This is a genomic window from Mesorhizobium sp. M0244 (genome assembly GCF_040321795.1).
Taxonomy (GTDB): Bacteria; Pseudomonadota; Alphaproteobacteria; order Rhizobiales; family Rhizobiaceae; genus Mesorhizobium.
In genome coordinates this window covers 13894-30276 of the sequence record NZ_JAMYSE010000078.1, presented here as the reverse complement: position 1 = coordinate 30276, position 16383 = coordinate 13894, and the positions used below count along the sequence as shown (strand labels likewise).

General features: G+C 64.1%; 16 protein-coding genes. 13 read left to right on the top strand and 3 right to left on the bottom strand.

The features are described 5' to 3' along the window. The coding region (locus NKJ08_RS30075) for an alpha/beta hydrolase (protein WP_352784739.1) at nt 1-300 on the top strand (300 nt) is incomplete at its 5' end. Nucleotides 301-500: 200 nt separating this feature from the next. Beyond that, on the top strand, nt 501-1313 hold the full coding sequence (locus NKJ08_RS30070) for a MipA/OmpV family protein (RefSeq protein WP_352784737.1): 813 nt from the start codon (nt 501-503) through the stop codon (nt 1311-1313). A gap of 35 nt (nt 1314-1348) precedes the next feature. On the opposite strand, the gene NKJ08_RS30065 is transcribed toward NKJ08_RS30070, so the two are convergent. Further along, nucleotides 1349-1564, bottom strand: a complete 216-nt coding sequence (locus NKJ08_RS30065; RefSeq protein WP_352531066.1) for an antitoxin Xre/MbcA/ParS toxin-binding domain-containing protein — start codon at nt 1562-1564, stop codon at nt 1349-1351. A gap of 70 nt (nt 1565-1634) precedes the next feature. Further along, the gene (locus NKJ08_RS30060; RefSeq protein WP_352531068.1) at nt 1635-1820 is read right to left on the bottom strand and encodes a hypothetical protein; all 186 of its coding nucleotides are present in this window, start codon (nt 1818-1820) and stop codon (nt 1635-1637) included. A 43-nt stretch (nt 1821-1863) separates the two neighbouring features. Here NKJ08_RS30060 and ileS point away from each other — a divergent pair, with 43 nt between their 5' ends. Together ileS and NKJ08_RS30050 are read left to right on the top strand one after the other, a co-directional pair. Beyond that, on the top strand, nt 1864-4854 hold the full coding sequence (gene ileS / locus NKJ08_RS30055) for an isoleucine--tRNA ligase (RefSeq protein ID WP_352531070.1): 2991 nt from the start codon (nt 1864-1866) through the stop codon (nt 4852-4854). A gap of 195 nt (nt 4855-5049) precedes the next feature. After that, nucleotides 5050-5730 carry a hypothetical protein gene (locus NKJ08_RS30050; protein WP_352531072.1) on the top strand — a complete coding sequence of 227 codons (681 nt, stop codon included), beginning with the start codon at nt 5050-5052 and terminating at the stop codon, nt 5728-5730. 72 nt (nt 5731-5802) lie between these two features. Here the strand turns inward: NKJ08_RS30050 and NKJ08_RS30045 are convergent, their stop codons facing one another. Continuing rightward, the gene (locus NKJ08_RS30045; protein WP_352531074.1) at nt 5803-6255 is read right to left on the bottom strand and encodes a nucleoside deaminase; all 453 of its coding nucleotides are present in this window, start codon (nt 6253-6255) and stop codon (nt 5803-5805) included. Nucleotides 6256-6331: 76 nt separating this feature from the next. Between NKJ08_RS30045 and NKJ08_RS30040 the strand changes: the two genes are divergently transcribed. From NKJ08_RS30040 to NKJ08_RS30000, 9 genes are all read left to right on the top strand, one after another. Then, nucleotides 6332-8278 (top strand): pseudouridine synthase, encoded by a 1947-nt coding sequence (locus tag NKJ08_RS30040; RefSeq protein WP_352784732.1) that lies wholly within the window; start codon nt 6332-6334, stop codon nt 8276-8278. Continuing rightward, a complete protein-coding gene (gene rsmD, locus NKJ08_RS30035) occupies nt 8259-8813 on the top strand; it encodes a 16S rRNA (guanine(966)-N(2))-methyltransferase RsmD (RefSeq protein ID WP_352531078.1) in 555 nt (184 codons plus the stop codon). The genes NKJ08_RS30040 and rsmD overlap by 20 nt, the downstream gene beginning before the upstream one ends. 98 nt (nt 8814-8911) lie before the next feature. Continuing rightward, nucleotides 8912-10276 carry a M16 family metallopeptidase gene (locus NKJ08_RS30030; RefSeq protein WP_352776766.1) on the top strand — a complete coding sequence of 455 codons (1365 nt, stop codon included), beginning with the start codon at nt 8912-8914 and terminating at the stop codon, nt 10274-10276. A gap of 190 nt (nt 10277-10466) precedes the next feature. Next, on the top strand, nt 10467-11825 hold the full coding sequence (locus NKJ08_RS30025; RefSeq protein ID WP_352531112.1) for a M16 family metallopeptidase: 1359 nt from the start codon (nt 10467-10469) through the stop codon (nt 11823-11825). Next, the gene (locus NKJ08_RS30020) at nt 11822-12685 is read left to right on the top strand and encodes a patatin-like phospholipase family protein (protein WP_352531082.1); all 864 of its coding nucleotides are present in this window, start codon (nt 11822-11824) and stop codon (nt 12683-12685) included. Before NKJ08_RS30025 ends, NKJ08_RS30020 begins: the two co-directional genes overlap by 4 nt. Nucleotides 12686-12835: 150 nt before the next feature. Continuing rightward, on the top strand, nt 12836-13447 hold the full coding sequence (locus tag NKJ08_RS30015) for a cupin domain-containing protein (protein ID WP_352531084.1): 612 nt from the start codon (nt 12836-12838) through the stop codon (nt 13445-13447). Nucleotides 13448-13564: 117 nt separating this feature from the next. After that, on the top strand, nt 13565-14503 hold the full coding sequence (locus tag NKJ08_RS30010) for an ABC transporter substrate-binding protein (protein WP_352531086.1): 939 nt from the start codon (nt 13565-13567) through the stop codon (nt 14501-14503). 74 nt (nt 14504-14577) lie between these two features. After that, on the top strand, nt 14578-15375 hold the full coding sequence (locus NKJ08_RS30005) for an ATP-binding cassette domain-containing protein (RefSeq protein ID WP_352531088.1): 798 nt from the start codon (nt 14578-14580) through the stop codon (nt 15373-15375). A gap of 5 nt (nt 15376-15380) precedes the next feature. Continuing rightward, nucleotides 15381-16382: an ABC transporter permease gene (locus tag NKJ08_RS30000; protein ID WP_502896189.1), complete on the top strand. Its 1002-nt coding sequence runs from the start codon at nt 15381-15383 to the stop codon at nt 16380-16382. Nucleotide 16383: the final 1 nt, after the last annotated feature.

Below are 16383 nucleotides of genomic sequence, written 5' to 3'. Positions count from 1 at the left end.
TATTTGGAGGAACTGGCAACCGCCTATGTTCCCCATGGCGTTGGTCGGAGCGATCCCCTGATCTCGCCGTTGTTCGCCGATCTGAGCGGATTTCCCCCAATGCTGATACAAGTCGGTTCGGCCGAGACGCTGCTGTCGGACGCAACTCGGCTCGCGGAAGCCGCTGGCGCGGCTGACGTCAAAGTACGTCTCGAAATTTGGCCGCATATGATTCACGCTTGGCCGGTTTGGAATGCGGGGTTGAGTGCCAGTTGGCGCGCTCTTCACAGCGCCGGCATGTTTGTCCGCGAATATTTATAACCCTTGGGTGAGGCGGCTGCTGGCGCATTCCAGATGTCTTGATCTGGGATCTTGGCGCACCATACAATTGGCTGCAATGCGGGACAGTTCGGCCAACGCCGCCAATGTTGCGGATATTAAGTCAAATTTTACCGAACTGGCGCCATGGCTTCGGCGAAGGCTGGTTGTGTCGGCCAACGTGTTCGACGTATGGAGTAACGATGCGGTCTGTCCCGACAATCCCGATGGTCTTGGCCGCTTTCATGCTCCGCGCGTGCGGCGTCGCCGAGGCCGGCGAGGGCACCTTCGGCTGGCTGTCCGGAGACTGGTACCTGACAGTCGGCGCCACCGGCATGGTCGCTCCGAATTTCGAGGGCGGCAAGAAGTACCTGCTCAGCGCCTCGCCGATCATCTCGCTCGGCAAGGCTGGCCCCGCGGCGCGCTTCGCCTCGCGCAACGACAACATCTCATTGGCGCTGATCGACGACGGCGGCGTCCGCGCCGGCCTGACCGGCAAGTTCCTGTTTTCCCGCGACGGTGGTGACGCCGATGAACTGAAAGGCCTCGACCCGGTGCGCTGGGGCGGCGAGGCCGGCGGCTTCTTTGAATTCTATCCTTTGGATTGGCTGCGCGCCCGCGCCGAATTGCGGCACGGCATTCGCGCCCATAACGGCTTTGTCGCCGACATCGCCGCCGACGCATTCTACGATGTGAGGCCGGACGTCAGGATTTCGGGCGGCCCGCGCGTTTCGTTCGCTTCGTCAGGGTACTTCGATGCTTATTATGGCGTTGATGCCGAGGAGGCCGCGGCCTCGGGGCTCAGCGAATATCATCCCGGCGGCGGCGTGAAGTCGGCGGGCCTCGGCGGCGCGGTGACCTGGGAAGTGACCGAGCCGATGACGGCCAGCCTGTTTGGCGAATATTCCCGCCTGATGGGTCCGGCCGCCGATTCCAGCCTGGTCAAGGAGCGCGGCGATCGCAACCAGTTCACGATCGGCGTGTCGACAACCTACCGCTTCGATTTCTCGATGTGATGTCGCAGGTTATATACTGTGCGCAGCCGCATGGCTCAGGCGACTATGCCGTAGGCGATGCGGTTGAGTTCCTCTTCCACAAGCATCGCACCTGTTTCGGATTGTAGGAGATTGATGGGCGCCTCGTTGAGCACCCGACTTCGCTTGCGCAGCCAGCGCTGCGCCCTTTCATGGTTGCCGAAAACACGATCCGCCATCGTTGAAATACGAAGTCGCAGGGCGCGTTCGGACTCGGTAATCGTCAGAGTCACATTTCGTTCCTTCCGGCGCGCTAACTGTGAAATGTAAACCGCAGTTGGTACATGCTCCTAGGAGGAAGCATCAGAGTTCGGGCTTTTCAATAGGGCCGGCCTCGTTTAAAAGCCCGGTCATGACGCACTTTATCAGCGCATTCGCGATTGCGATACGAATTACAGGCCCGGTGTTCCGGGCGGCCTGACCGCCGCCGGAGCCGCCGGGAATCTTGCGCGCGGCCTCTCGCGCTTTTTCCAGATCATGATAGTTCAACGCCCGGGCTCTTTTGCCGCCGGGCAACGCATATGGCAGACCAATGACTGATACCGATACCGCCGAGACGATCGACTACTCCAAAACGCTCTACCTGCCGCAGACGGATTTCCCGATGCGCGCCGGTTTGCCGGAAAAGGAACCGCTGCTGGTCAAGCGCTGGCAGGACATGGACCTTTACCGCAAATTGCGCGAAGACGCCGCCGGCCGCGAAAAATACGTGCTGCATGATGGCCCGCCCTATGCCAATGGCAACATCCATATCGGCCATGCGCTGAACAAGATCCTCAAGGACGTCATCACCCGCTCATTCCAGATGCGCGGCTATGACTCGAACTACGTGCCCGGCTGGGATTGCCACGGCCTGCCGATCGAATGGAAGATCGAGGAGCAGTACCGCGCCAAGGGCAAGAACAAGGACGAGGTGCCGGTCAACGAGTTCCGCCAGGAATGCCGCGAGTTCGCGGCGCACTGGATCAAGGTGCAGGGTGCCGAGTTCCAGCGGCTGGGCGTCGTCGGCGACTTCGACAATCCCTATACGACGATGGCTTTCCATGCCGAGGCGCGCATCGCCGGGGAGCTGTTGAAATTTGCCATGTCCGGCCAACTCTATCGCGGCTCCAAGCCGGTGATGTGGAGCGTGGTCGAGCGCACCGCGCTTGCCGAGGCGGAGGTCGAGTACCAGGACTATGAGTCGGATACGATCTGGGCGAAGTTTCCGGTCGTCAGCCTTGCTCGTCAGGTCATCAACGTCGAGGATGGGCAGCCAGCCTTGGATCCGAAGCTTACGGAGACGTCACTGGACCTGCTGGATGCCAACGTCGTCATCTGGACGACGACGCCGTGGACAATCCCCGGCAACCGCGCCGTCAATTACTCGCCGCGCATCAACTATGGTCTCTACGAGGTTACGGCGGCCGAGAACGCCTTTGGTCCCCAGCCCGGCGAAAAGCTGATCTTTGCCGAGAAACTTGCAGACGAGGCCGCCGGGAAGGCCAAAGTCACCTTGAATTGTCTTCGCAGCGTCGGCGCCGAAGAGCTTGGAAGCCTTACGCTTTCTCATCCCTTCAAAGGTTTGAATGGCGGCTACGAATTCCCCGTGCCGATGCTCGCCGGCGACCACGTCACCGACGACGCTGGCACCGGCTTCGTCCACACTGCGCCAGGACACGGCCGCGAAGACTTTGACGCTTGGATGGATGCGGCCTCTGATCTTCGCCAGCGCGGCATCGACACCGCGATCCCGTTCACCGTCGACAATGCCGGCTTCTTCACCAAGGACGCGCCGGCCTTTGGCCCGGACCGCGAGGGTGGGGCGGGGCGCGTCATCGACGACAATGGCAAGAAGGGCAATGCCAACCAGGCGGTGATTGACGAGCTGATCAATCACAATGCGCTGTTCGCGCGCGGCCGGCTGAAGCACTCCTATCCGCATTCATGGCGGTCGAAGAAGCCGATCATCTTCCGCAACACGCCGCAATGGTTCGTCTACATGGACAAGGAGCTTGGCGACGGCACGACGCTGCGCAGCCGCGCCCTGAAAGCCATCGACGATACCCGCTTCGTGCCGGCGGCCGGCCAGAACCGCATCCGCGCCATGATCGAAGAGCGCCCCGACTGGGTGCTGTCGCGCCAGCGCGCCTGGGGCGTACCGATCGCCGTCTTCGCCGATGCTGACGGCAATGTCCTGCGCGACGAGGCGGTCAACCAGCGCATCATGGACGCCTTCGAGAAGGAAGGTGCCGACGCCTGGTTCGCCGCCGGCGCCAAGGAGCGTTTCCTCGGCAATCACGATGCCTCGAAATGGCAGCAGGTGATGGACATCCTCGACGTCTGGTTCGATTCGGGCTCGACGCATGCCTTCACGCTTGAGGATCGGCCGGACCTGAAATGGCCGGCCGACGTCTATCTCGAAGGCTCCGACCAGCATCGCGGCTGGTTCCACTCCTCGCTGCTCGAAAGCTGCGGCACCAGGGGCAGGGCGCCCTACGACACCGTCGTCACCCATGGCTTCACCATGGATGAGGAGGGGCGGAAAATGTCGAAGTCGCTCGGCAACACCGTCGTGCCGCAGGACGTCATCAAACAGTCCGGCGCCGACATCTTGCGGCTCTGGGTGGTGACGACCGATTATTGGGAAGACCAGCGGCTCGGCAAGAACGTGCTGCAGACCAATATCGACGCCTACCGCAAGCTGCGCAACACTATCCGCTGGATGCTGGGCACGCTCGCCCATGATGATGGCGAGGAGGTGCCGCTGGACAAGATGCCGGAGCTGGAGCGGCTGATGCTGCACCGGCTAGCGGAGCTCGATGAACTGGTACGCTCGGGCTACGACGCCTTCGAATTCAAGCGCATCACCCGCGCGCTGCTCGACTTCATGGTGGTCGAGCTGTCGGCCTTCTATTTCGATATCCGCAAGGATGCGCTCTACTGCGAAGCGCCTTCCAGCGTGAAGCGCAAGGCTTCCGTGCAGGTGGTGCGCCATCTCTTCGACTGCCTGGTGAAATGGCTGGCACCGATGCTGCCTTTCACCATGGAAGAGGCTTGGCTCGACCGCCATTCGGATGCCGTCTCTGTGCATCTCGACCAGTTCCCGGAGATCCCGGCGGACTGGAAGAACGAGGCGCTGGCGGAGAAGTGGCGCAAGGTGCGGCAGGTCCGCCGTGTCGTCACCGGCGCGCTGGAGATCGCCCGCGCGCAGAAGGTCATCGGCTCTTCGCTGGAAGCGGTGCCGGTCGTCACTCTCGACGATGCCGCGCTCGAAGCGGCGATCGCCGATGTCGACATGGCCGAGATGGCGATCACCAGCGATCTGGTTATCGCGCACGGCAAGGCATCGGCGGGCGGCTTTACCCTCGACGACGTCAAAGGCGTCGCCGTGGTCGTCGAGAAGGCGGAGGACCGCGGCCTGGTGAAATGCGCACGCTCCTGGCGCTACACCGCCGATGTCGGCTTGGATCCGGAATTCCCGGATGTTTCGGCCCGTGACGCCGCTGTCCTGCATGAGCTGAAGGCTTTGAGCCGCCTTTGAGGCGGTGCACAAATGCCACGGCGGGCGGCCGATCAGCCCCCGTGCGTTGCCCTTAACGAGTGGTTGAGGTAAACACGCGAAACTCCGGACGACAAATTGTCGCCGGAATTCCGTCGGAAGAGCATAGGCGACGGGGACCGGACCTTTCTTTGGCCGGCGGCAATCGAGAGGCTGTCTACAGTGGGACTTTTTGGCATGACCGAGAGAACTTACGCGCGCGTTGCGCTGCTGGCGCCGCTTGTCGTATCGGGCCTTGCCTTGTCCGGCTGCATGGGCTCGCCCACTTACGGGACCGACAAGACCGCGGGCGCGCAGCTTGCCGGCGACCTCACCGGGGCTTTTTCCTTCGCACCCAAGGGCAAGAACAACATCGACTACAAGCCGAGGCCCGCGCTGGTAAAGCCGGGACCTGGGCAGAAGGAAGTGTTGCCGCCGCCTCAGGAAAGCATCGAGACGGCAAGCGCCGAATGGCCCGAATCGCCGGAGCAGCGCCGTGCCCGCCTGCGCGCCGATGCTACCCTGCATCAGGACGACCCGGCCTACCAGGCGCAGGTCGTCGATGACGTGCAGACGGATCCGGCGTCGGTCAAGGCCGCGCTGAAGCAGTCGGGCTCGAGCCACCCGCCAGCCTGGACTCCGGCCGATTCGGACAAGGGCCGCGCTGCGGAAATCATGCGCCGCAGGGCTGAAGGCAAACAGGGCGACCCGACCACCCGCAGATATCTGAGCGAGCCGCCGGTGCAATACCGCGCTGCCGCCGACACTGCGCCGCAGGGCGACCTTGGCGAGGACGAGTACAAAAAGGAACGCCGCCTCAAGAAGGAGGCTGCCGCCAAGAGCAAGAGCGGTGGCATGTTCGACTGGCTGCCCTGGTAGACTGACGGCGCCAGAGACTTGCTGGCCTGGATTTGGCTGGCTGGATTTGGATCGTCGGCCCGACCAGAAAAATCAGGGTCCGCGTCGCTCGCGAAAAAAGTCTTTCAGCAGTGCTGCTGCATCGTTCTCTGCCATGCCCGGATAGATGTCGGGTACATGGTGGCAGGTCGGTGACGTGAAGAAGCGAACGCCGTTGACCACCGCGCCGCCCTTTTCGTCGGCGGCGCCGAAATAGAGCCGCCGCAGCCTGGCGAAGGAGATGGCGCCGGCGCACATGGCGCACGGCTCCAGCGTCACATAAAGATCGTGGCCGCTGAGCCGCTCGCTGGAAAGCTTGCTGCAGGCTTCGCGGATCGCCAGCATCTCGGCATGGGCGGTGGGATCGGCGAGCTCGCGGGTGCGGTTGCCGGCACTCGCAACGACCGTATCGCCGCCGACGACGACCGCGCCAACCGGCACCTCGCCACGCTGGGCGGCGGCTTCGGCTTCTTTCAGCGCCAGCGCCATGAAATCCTGCCGCTTCACGCGGTTTCCATTCCGATTATCTCCTCGCCACTAGAGCGCGATCCTGTTACTACCCGCGCAAACGAGCAAAGGCCACATGGACGACAAAAACAAGAAATTCCCGCGCAGGAACGGCCCGAAGCCGGCCGGGCCGCGCGGTCGCGATAGCGCTCCCGGCAAGGGCGGCAAGCCGTCCTTCGGCGCCAAAAAACCCTACACTCCGCGTAGCGACCGGCCGGCGGCGGCCGAAGGCGAACGGCCGCAGCGCGACTTCAAGCCAAAGCGCGACTTCAAGGAAGGCGACCGGCCATTCAGCAAGGGACCAAGACCCGAAGGCAAGCCTTATGAAAAGCGCGAGGGTCCACGCAAGCCTTATGCATCGCGCGGCGACCGGCCAGCAGCGGCCGAAGGCGAGGGGCCGAAGCGCGACTTCAAAGGCGGCGACAGGCCGTTCAGCAAAGGGCCGCGTCCGGAAGGCAAGCCTTATGAGAAGCGCGAAGGTCCGCGCAAGCCCTACGCGCCGCGCGGTGACCGGCCGGCAGCTACGGAAGGCGAGCACGGCGAAAAGCGCTTCGACCGTCCCAAGCGTGACTTCAGTGATCGTCCTAAGCGTCATTTTGGCGGCGATCGGCCCCAAGGGACACAAAGGGCACAGGCGGCATCGGAGGATGGCTTCAAGCCGCGCCCGCGTCGCGTCGAGGCAACGGAAGAAGCCGGCGAACGCATTGCCAAGCGGCTGGCGCGTGCCGGCCTGGCCTCGCGCCGCGACGCCGAGGAACTGATCGCGGCCGGCCGCGTCAAGGTCAACGGCAGGGCGTTGTCCTCGCCGGCCTTCAACGTGATGCCCGGCGACATCATCCATCTCGACGGCATGGAGATCCCGCCGATCGAGCGCACGCGGCTGTTCCTGTTCCACAAGCCGGCCGGCGTGGTCACCACCAACCGCGATCCGGAAGGCCGCAAGACCGTCTTCGACGTGCTGCCGCCCGGGCTGCCGCGGCTGATGACCATCGGCCGGCTCGACATCAACACCGAAGGCCTGCTGCTGCTCACCAATGATGGCGGCCTGTCGCGCGTGCTCGAACTGCCGGCGACCGGCTGGTTGCGACGCTACCGCGTGCGCGTTCACGGCAAGGTCGAGGAAAGCGCGCTTGCAGGGCTGCGCGAAGGCATTGCCGTCGACGGTGTCTTTTATGGCGCCATCGAGGCGACGCTCGACCGCGAGCAGGGTTCGAACGCCTGGCTGACACTCGGCCTGCGCGAAGGCAAGAACCGCGAGGTCAGGAACATCCTGGGCGCGCTCGGTCTCGACGTGACGCGGCTGATCCGTATTTCCTACGGGCCGTTCCAGCTCGACGATTTGCCGGAAGGCCATGTGCTGGAGATCAAGGGCCGCGTGCTGCGCGACCAGCTCGGCGAGCGCCTGGTCGAAGAGTCCGGCGCCAATTTCGACGCCGATATCGCCAAGCCATTTTCCAACAAGCCGGTCAGGCGTGAGCGGGAGGAGGAGCCCGAGCGGCCGAAATTCACCCGCGACGGCGAACGCCGGCCGATCGGCGAGGGCGGCCTGATCAAGAACCGCAAGCGTCGCGAAGGCAGCCGCGACGAAGCGCTCGGCAAGCTGTCGACAAGCCCCGACAGGAGCTTTGGGCCGAAAAAGAGCTTTGGCGAGCGTGGCCCCAGACCTGAACGCAGCGACTTCGGGGACAAACCCCGTGGCGACCAGCCTCGTGGCGGCGTCGGTGGGAAGAAGTCCGAACGCGAGCAGCGGCCGATCGAGCCGCCGGGCCAGCGCAAGGCCAATGTCTGGATGGCGCCGGGCGCACGGCCGATTGGCAAGGGCAGGGCGGAGGCAGACGCCGCCAAGGCGGCAGAAAACAAGGCGCGCAAGGCCTCGTTCAAGCCGTCTTACGGCAAGCCCGGCGGCAAGCCGCAAGGCGGCGTTGCAAAGCCGTTCGGCAAACCGCGCGGCGAGCGCCCGGATGGCGGTGGCGACCGGCCGCGCGGCGGCCCGAAAGGAAGTAATGCGGATCGTCGGCGGTGAGCTTGGCGGGCGTCCGCTGGCGACGCCCCGCACCTTTGCCATCCGCCCGACCACCGACCGCACGCGTGAGGCGGTCTTCAACGTGCTGGCGCATCGCTTTCCCGAAAGACTGGACGGCGCGCGCGTGCTCGACCTGTTCGCCGGCACCGGCGCGCTCGGCCTCGAAGCGCTGTCGCGCGGCGCCTCCTACGCTGTCTTCATCGAGGAATCCGCCGAAGGGCGCGGCCTGATCCGCACCAATGTCGAGGCCTTCGGCCTCACCGGCCGCACCAAGATTTTCCGCCGCGACGCGACGGCCTTGGGCGAGGCAGGCACCATCGCCGCATTCGGCCTGGTCTTTGCCGATCCGCCCTATGGCAAAGGCCTTGGCGAACGCGCCTTGCGCTCGGCCAAGACCGGCGGCTGGCTCTCCCCCGGTGCGCTCTGCGTCGTCGAGGAAGCAGCGGCGGCGCCGTTCGAGGCAGGGCCGGGCTTTTCGATTGTCGACGAGCGCAACTATGGCGAGACGGTCATCCGCTTCATCGAGGCCGCCTGAGTTCGGCCTTCGCGATGGCGCCTTCAAAATGACGAACAATTCGCTTTGCCTCGACCAGCAACCCCGCCTATCGTCCCACCACCAAACCGGAGCCATCTATGACATTTCAGGCTGAATGGCTGCGCGGAACGCTCTTGGGGCTGGCTTTGGTGATGGCCGCTCCGGCTCTGGCGGATAGCAATCCTGACAACGGCGCAGCGACGGATTTCCTGCTCGACAACGGCATGGAAGTCGTCGTCATCCCGGATCACCGTGCCCCGATCGTCACCCATATGGTCTGGTACAAGATCGGCAGCGCCGACGAGCCGCCGGGCAAATCCGGCATTGCCCATTTCTTCGAGCATTTGATGTTCAAGGCGACCAGCAACCATGCGGCCGGCGAACTCGACCGCGCCGTCGCCGCCATCGGCGGCTCGGACAACGCCTTCACCTCCTACGACTACACCGCCTTTCACGAGACGGTGGTGCCGCAGGCGCTCGAGCAAATGATGGGCTTCGAGGCCGACCGGATGCGCAATCTCATCCTCAACGACGATGTCATCAAGACCGAGCGCGACGTCATCCTCGAGGAGCGCCGCTCGCGCATCGACTCCAATCCGCAGGCGGTGCTCGACGAGGAAATCGATGCCACGCTGTGGCAGAACCAGCCCTATCGCATCCCGGTCATCGGCTGGATGCAGGAGATGGAGAAGCTGAACCGCACCGACGCGATGGCCTTCTACAATAAATATTACACGCCCAATAACGCCGTGCTGGTGGTGGCCGGCGATGTCGAGCCGGAAACGGTCAAGGCGTTGGCCGAAAAGACCTATGGCAAGGTCGCGCGCGGTCCGGATTTGCCGCCGCGCATCCGCCCCGTCGAGCCGGAGCAGAACACCAGGCGCACGGTGACGCTGACCGATGGACGCGTCAGCGTGCCGAGCTTTACCACGCAGTGGGTGGTTCCGTCCTATCACACGGCAAAGCCGGGCGAAGCGGAGGCGCTCGACGTGCTGTCCGAAATCCTCGGCGGCGGCAACCGCAGCCGGCTCTACCAGGAGCTTGTCGTCAGGCAAGGCATAGCCGCGGCGGCCGGCGCCTTCTTCCAAGGCACCATGCTCGACGACACCAATTTCACCGTCTACGGCGCGCCGCGCGGCGACGCCAAGCTGGCCGACATCGAGGCCGCGGTCGACGCCGAGATTGCCCGCATTGCGAAAGACGGCGTCACCAGCGACGAGCTGGAAAAATCCAAGGACCGTTTCGTCCGCTCGATGATCTTTGCTCGCGACAAGCAGGAGGACATGGCCAACATCTACGGCTCGACGCTCGCCACCGGCGGCAATATCCAGGACGTCCAGCAATGGCCGGACCGCATCCGTAAGGTCACAGCCGATCAGGTCAAGGCGGTCGCTGCCCGCTATCTTAATCTCAACCACGCAACGACCGGCTATCTTCTGCCGCAAACCCAGGCTGGGAATTGATTTGATGATGAGCTTGAGCGTTGGCGCTGCCCCTCACCCGCCTGCCGGCATCCTCTCCCCGTATAATGACGGGGAGAGGGGCGCTCTGATCGACGATTTCGCCAACCGCCAGCGTTGCTGGAAGGGCGCCGCCGTTGCGGCCAGCCCACTTCTCCCCGTCACTATACGGGGAGAAGTGCCCGGCAGGGCGATGAGGGGCGGCGCCGACCTTGGCAATTGGCGCGCCGGCCCGCTTTTAGCAACCCTGCTCCTCTCCCTCGTCTTCCTCATCCTGCCGGCGCTTTCCGCTCGTGCCGCCATGAACATCCAGGAGGTGACCTCGTCGAAGGGCATCACCGCCTGGTTGGTGGAAGACTATTCGGTGCCGATCGTCGCCATCCGCTTCGTCTTCGATGGCGGCGCGACGCAGGATCCGCCCGGCAAGGAAGGGCTTGCCAATCTGATGAGCGGCCTGTTCGACGAAGGCGCCGGCGACCTCGACAGCGAGGCCTTCCAGATCAAGCTTGACGATGTCGGCGCCGAAATGAGCTTCGACGCGCAGCGCGACGGCATCTATGGCTCGATGCGCATGCTGGCCGAGCAGCGCGACGGTGCCTTCGACCTGTTGCGCGTGGCGGTCAACCAGCCGCGCTTCGACCAGGCGCCGATCGACCGCATCCGCTCGCAAATCCTGTCGGGCATCATCGCCAGCGAGCGCGATCCCGATACGCTCGCCCAGCGCAAATGGCTGGAAGCGATCTACGGCATCCATCCTTATGCGCGGCCCGACCAGGGCACCAGGCAAAGCATAGCGACGATCACGCCGGGCGACCTAAGCGCCTTCCACAAGGCGAATTTCGCCCGCGACGGCCTGCATGTCGCGGTGGTCGGCGCCATCGATGCCGAGACGCTGAAGCAGAAGCTCGATCTGGTGTTCGGCAGCCTGCCGGAAAAACAGGCGCTCACGCCGGTCGCCGACATCGACCTGAAGCTCGGCCAGCAGCTTGAGGTCGTTTACGACCAGCCGCAGGCCTCGCTGCAACTCGCCTATCCCGGCGTGAAGCGGAACGCGCCGGACTTCTTCGCCGCGGTGCTGATGAACGAGATTCTCGGCGGCGGCACCTTCACCTCGCGGCTGTTCGACGAGGTGCGCGACAAGCGCGGCCTGGCCTATAGCGTGAGCTCCGACCTCGTCGACCACCAGCACTCCGAGGCGCTGTCCATCACCACCTCGACCCGCTCGGACAGAGCCGCCGAGACGCTGGCTGTCGTGCGCGACGTGGTCAAGCGCATGGCCGAGGAGGGGCCGACCGAAGCCGAACTGGCGGCGACCAAGAAATACATGATCGGCGCCTATGCCATCAACAATCTGAATTCCTCCGGCGCGATCGCCGCAACGCTGGTCGAGCTGCAGCTCGACAAGCTCGGCATCGACTACATGCAGCGCCGCGCCGCGTTCATAAATGCGGTGACGCTGGACCAGGTGAAAGCGGCGGCAAAAAAGCTGCTCTCCGCCGAGCCGGCCGTCATGGTGGTCGGGCCGAAGCTCGGCGAGGCCGACAAGGAATGAGCCTGAGCTTCGGCATCGCCTTTGGTGGCGGCGGCGCGCGCGGGCTGGCGCATATCCATGTCATCGAGGCGCTGGACGAACTGGGCATAAGGCCGGCCGCCATCGCCGGCTCGTCGATCGGCGCCATCATGGGCGCCGGCATGGCCTCGGGCATGACCGGCAAGGACATCCACGACTATACGCGCTCGATCCTCGGCCGCCGCGCCGAAGTGGCGACGCGCATGTGGCGGGCGCGGCCCGGCACTTTTGCCGAGGCGATGCAGGGCGGCTTGGGCGTCAGCCAGTTCAATGTCGAGCGCATCCTCAAAGCGTTCCTGCCCGACGCCATCCCCGAGACCTTCGCCGAACTCAAAATACCGCTGAAGGTGACGGCAACCGATTTCTACGGACACAGGCTCGCCGTGATGGGCGAAGGCGAGCTGCATTCGGCGCTGGCTGCCTCAGCGGCGATCCCCGCGGTGTTCCGCCCGGTGATGCGCGACGGCAGGCTGCTGATCGACGGCGGCATCTACAATCCCGTGCCGTTCGACCTGATCGAGCTCGACGCCGACATCATCATCGCCGTCGACGTGGTCGGCGCGCCGACCGAGGCCGGGCGCAAATTCCCGACCTCCGTCGACTTGATGTTCGGCGCCACGCAGCTGATGATGCAGTCGATCATCGCCAGCAAGCTGAAGCAGAGCCGGCCCGACATATTGATCCGGCCTGCCGTGTCGAAATACCGGGTGCTCGATTTCATGAAGATCGATGCCTTGCTGGCCGAAACGGCCGACATCAAGGACGAGCTGAAGCGCGAGATCGAGAAGGCGGTCGAGGCCCGGGCCAAGTCCGAAACCAGCAAGCGCACCAAGCGGGTGTAAGGGTTGAACGCTGAGATTGCGTTTGCCGTGTCTTCAAACTGTCTGGTCATGGCCGCAGCATCGAAATCGACAGATAAGCGCTTGCAAATCGGCCGCTGCTGTCTTTTGCTCGCGCGAGAGTTGTCCTCTGACTGTTGTTGAGGCGAACGGATGAACAAAATCGATCGGCAACGGCCAGAGTCAGAAACAGACGCCACCCTAAATGCCGCGCGGCTCGGCACGCGGCTGCGCCTCGCCCGCCAGACGCGTGGCATGACGCTGAAGACGCTGGCTGCCGCCGCGAATTGCTCTGAAAGCCTGCTGTCCAAGATCGAGAACGGCAAGGCTTCGCCGTCCCTGCCCATGCTTCACCGTCTGGTTGAGGTTCTCGACACCAATATCGGCTGGATGTTCGAGCAGGTCGACGACGACGAGGCGATCGTGTTCCGCGCAGGCGCACGGCCGTTGATCGCGCTCGATGCGTTGCGGCGCGGCGAGGGCATCTCGCTCGAACGCATCATTCCGTATTCGTCCGGCCACCTGCTGCAATGCAACATCCATCACATCGAGGCAGACGGCGAGAGCGAAGGTCCGATCCAGCATGCCGGCGAGGAAGTCGGCTACGTGCTCGCCGGTCGGATCGAGCTGATTGTCGACGGCAAGATCCATGCTCTCGCCGCCGGCGATGCCTTCGTGTTCAGGTCGGAACTGCCGCATCATTACCGCAACATCGGCGAGGAACGCGCCAGCATTTTCTGGGTCAACACGCCGGCGACTTTCTGAGCGACGCTCCACGTTCATTTGGATTGACAAATATTCAAGTCTCTTGAATGTTTGCCTCGTGCCTTTAGCACCAACGGGACCGGCCGAGGTTTGGTCCGCAAGCAAGGGGAACCAAAAATGCGTCTGTTCAAACTTCTCGCCGGCTGCGCCGCCGTCATTGCCGTGGGCTCGGTAGCCATGGGATCGGCGCTGGCCGATACGTTCGCTCTCGTCAACATCAACCAGCAGGCCCTGTTCTTCAACCAGATCAACGAGGGCGCGCAGAAGGCCGCCGACGCCGCCGGCGCCAAGCTGGTCATCTTCAACGCCAACAATGTGCCGAGCGCGCAAAATGACGCGATCGAGAACTACATCACGCAGAAAGTCGACGGCATCATTCTGGTCGCCATCGACGTCAACGGTGTCAAGCCGGCGATCACCGCTGCCAAGGCGGCCGGCATTCCCGTCATCGCCATTGATGCGCAGATCCCCGACGGCGACAACATTTCGTTCATCGGTGTCGACAACACCAAGGCCGGCGAGGATATTGGCAAGTTCTACGCCGACTATGTGAAGACCGAGATGGGCGGCAAAGCCAAGATCGGCATCGTCGGCGCGCTCAATTCGTTCATCCAGAACCAGCGGCTCGACGGCTTCAAGAAGGCGGTCACCGACAGCGGTGAGGCCGTCACCTTCCTCGACACGGTCGACGGCCAGAACGTCCAGGAGACCGCGTTGAGCGCTTCGGAAAACCTGATGACTGCCAATCCGGACATGACGACGCTCTATGCGACCGGCGAGCCGGCCTTGCTCGGCGCCGTTTCGGCGGTGACCAGCCAGGGCCGCACCGGTGACGTCAAAGTGTTCGGCTGGGACCTGACCAAGCAGGCGGTTCAGGGCATCGATGATGGCTGGGTGGTGGCGGTCGTCCAGCAGGATCCGGCCGGCGAAGGCAAGGCTGCGGTCGAAGCGCTGGGCAAGCTCAAGAAGGGCGAAAAAATCGATCCGATCATCAACATTCCGGTGACGATCGTGACCAAGAAGAATGTCGACCAATACCGCGCGATGTTCAAGTAGACTGCATCGGCGACCAATCCGCGGCGCCGCCTGAGGCGACGCCGCGGATGCTTTGCAAATCGCGTGGAACCCAGATGAGCAGTGGCCAGACTTACCGGGTGCGGATGAGCGGCATCTCAAAGCGCTACAACGCCATCCAGACGCTCGACGACGTGTCGCTGACGCTGAAGCCGGGCGAGGTGCTGGGGCTGGTCGGCGACAATGGCGCCGGCAAATCGACATTGAGCAAGGTGCTGTCGGGGGCTGTGGTTCCCGACGCCGGTACCATCGAGATCGACGGCAAGCCGGTGACCTTCAGCTCGCCGGCGGACGCGCGTGCGGCGCGCGTCGAGATGGTCTACCAGGACCTGTCGCTGTGCGACACGGTCGATGTCGCCGGCAACCTCTTTCTCGGCCGTGAGCCGCGCCGCCGCATCGCCGGCATTTCCTTTCTCGACAACAAGCGCATGCACGATGAGACGCGCCATATGCTCGATCGTCTCGGCATCGTCATCGCCGATACGCGGCTCAAGGTCGAAAACCTCTCCGGCGGGCAGCGCCAGTCGATCGCGATCGGCCGCGCCGCCTCGTTCGAGCCGGCCGTGCTGATCATGGACGAGCCGACGGCAGCGCTTGCCGTCGCCGAGGTTGAGGCCGTGCTCGAGCTGATCCGTGCCGTCAGCGCCCGCGGCGTCAGCGTCATTCTGATCACCCACCGCCTGCAGGATCTGTTCCTCGTCTGCGACCGCATCCAGGTCATGTATGAAGGACGCAGCGTCGCCGAGCGGCTGATTGGCGAAACCAATATCGAGGACGTGGTCAATCTGATCGTCGGCCGCAAGTTCAATGCGCGTTCCGCCACCCACGGCTATCGCGGTGGAGCGCCGGCATGAGCGACATGAGCTCGATCCACTCCGCCCAGCCGCCAAGGGTGCGCAAAGGCACCTGGCGCGATGCCCTGCTCGCCAATGGCAGCGTCGTGTCGATTGCGCTGTTCTTTGTTGTCGTCTGCATCATCTTCTCGGTGGCGACCGACGCCTTTCTGACCTCGCCCAACCTGTTGAACATCCTGCGGCAGTCGGCGCCGCTGCTGATCGTCGCCGCGGCGATGACCTTCGTCATCACCACCGGCGGCATCGATCTTTCGGTCGGCTCCGTGCTGGCGCTGGTGGCGACGCTGTCGGCGACGCTTTTGCAGTTCGGCCTGCCATGGCCGGTGGTCATCCTCGCCATGCTGGCGCTCGGCGCCCTGCTTGGCGCGGTGCAGGGCTATTTCGTCGCCTATGAGGGCATTCCGTCCTTCATCGTCACGCTCGCCGGGCTGTCGGTGATCCGTGGCGTGGCGCTGCTGATCACCGGCGGCTATTCCATCCCGATCGAGCCCGGAAGCGCGTTCACCGTGCTGGGCCGCGCCTGGTTCCTTGGCGTGCCGGTGCCGGCGCTGATCGCGCTGGCGATCCTCGCCATCGCCTATCTGGCCTTCAACGAGACGCCGTTCGGCCGCTATGTCACCGGCATCGGCGCCAATGCCGAGGCGGTGCGGCGCGCCGGCGTCAACACGCGGCTGACGACGCTTTTCGTCTATGTGATTTCCGCCGCCGCGGCAGCCCTTGCCGGGATCATCATCGCGGCCCGGCTCGGATCCGGATCGTCGAATGCCGGCCAGGGCTTCGAACTCGAAGTGATCGCCGCCGTCGTGCTCGGCGGCACCAGCCTGTTCGGCGGCCGCGGCACGATCATCGGAACGGTGCTCGGCGCGCTGACCGTCGCCGTCATCGGCAACGGCCTGATCCTGGCGCATCTGTCGCCCTTCCTGACGCCGATCGTCACAGGAACGATCATCCTGATCGCCATCTGGCTCAACTTCCGCCTGTTCCGCGGCGCCGTGCGGAGCCGTTGAG

Excerpts from the sequence above, each read along its gene's own strand:
- NKJ08_RS30070 (WP_352784737.1), top strand. The coding sequence starts at position 501 with ATGCGGTCTGTCCCGACAATCCCGATGGTCTTGGCCGCTTTCATGCTC.
- ileS (WP_352531070.1), top strand. The coding sequence starts at position 1,864 with ATGACTGATACCGATACCGCCGAGACGATCGACTACTCCAAAACGCTC.
- NKJ08_RS30050 (WP_352531072.1), top strand. The coding sequence starts at position 5,050 with ATGACCGAGAGAACTTACGCGCGCGTTGCGCTGCTGGCGCCGCTTGTC.
- NKJ08_RS30040 (WP_352784732.1), top strand. The coding sequence starts at position 6,332 with ATGGACGACAAAAACAAGAAATTCCCGCGCAGGAACGGCCCGAAGCCG.
- rsmD (WP_352531078.1), top strand. The coding sequence starts at position 8,259 with ATGCGGATCGTCGGCGGTGAGCTTGGCGGGCGTCCGCTGGCGACGCCC.
- NKJ08_RS30030 (WP_352776766.1), top strand. The coding sequence starts at position 8,912 with ATGACATTTCAGGCTGAATGGCTGCGCGGAACGCTCTTGGGGCTGGCT.
- NKJ08_RS30025 (WP_352531112.1), top strand. The coding sequence starts at position 10,467 with ATGAGGGGCGGCGCCGACCTTGGCAATTGGCGCGCCGGCCCGCTTTTA.
- NKJ08_RS30020 (WP_352531082.1), top strand. The coding sequence starts at position 11,822 with ATGAGCCTGAGCTTCGGCATCGCCTTTGGTGGCGGCGGCGCGCGCGGG.
- NKJ08_RS30015 (WP_352531084.1), top strand. The coding sequence starts at position 12,836 with ATGAACAAAATCGATCGGCAACGGCCAGAGTCAGAAACAGACGCCACC.
- NKJ08_RS30010 (WP_352531086.1), top strand. The coding sequence starts at position 13,565 with ATGCGTCTGTTCAAACTTCTCGCCGGCTGCGCCGCCGTCATTGCCGTG.
- NKJ08_RS30005 (WP_352531088.1), top strand. The coding sequence starts at position 14,578 with ATGAGCAGTGGCCAGACTTACCGGGTGCGGATGAGCGGCATCTCAAAG.
- NKJ08_RS30000 (WP_502896189.1), top strand. The coding sequence starts at position 15,381 with ATGAGCTCGATCCACTCCGCCCAGCCGCCAAGGGTGCGCAAAGGCACC.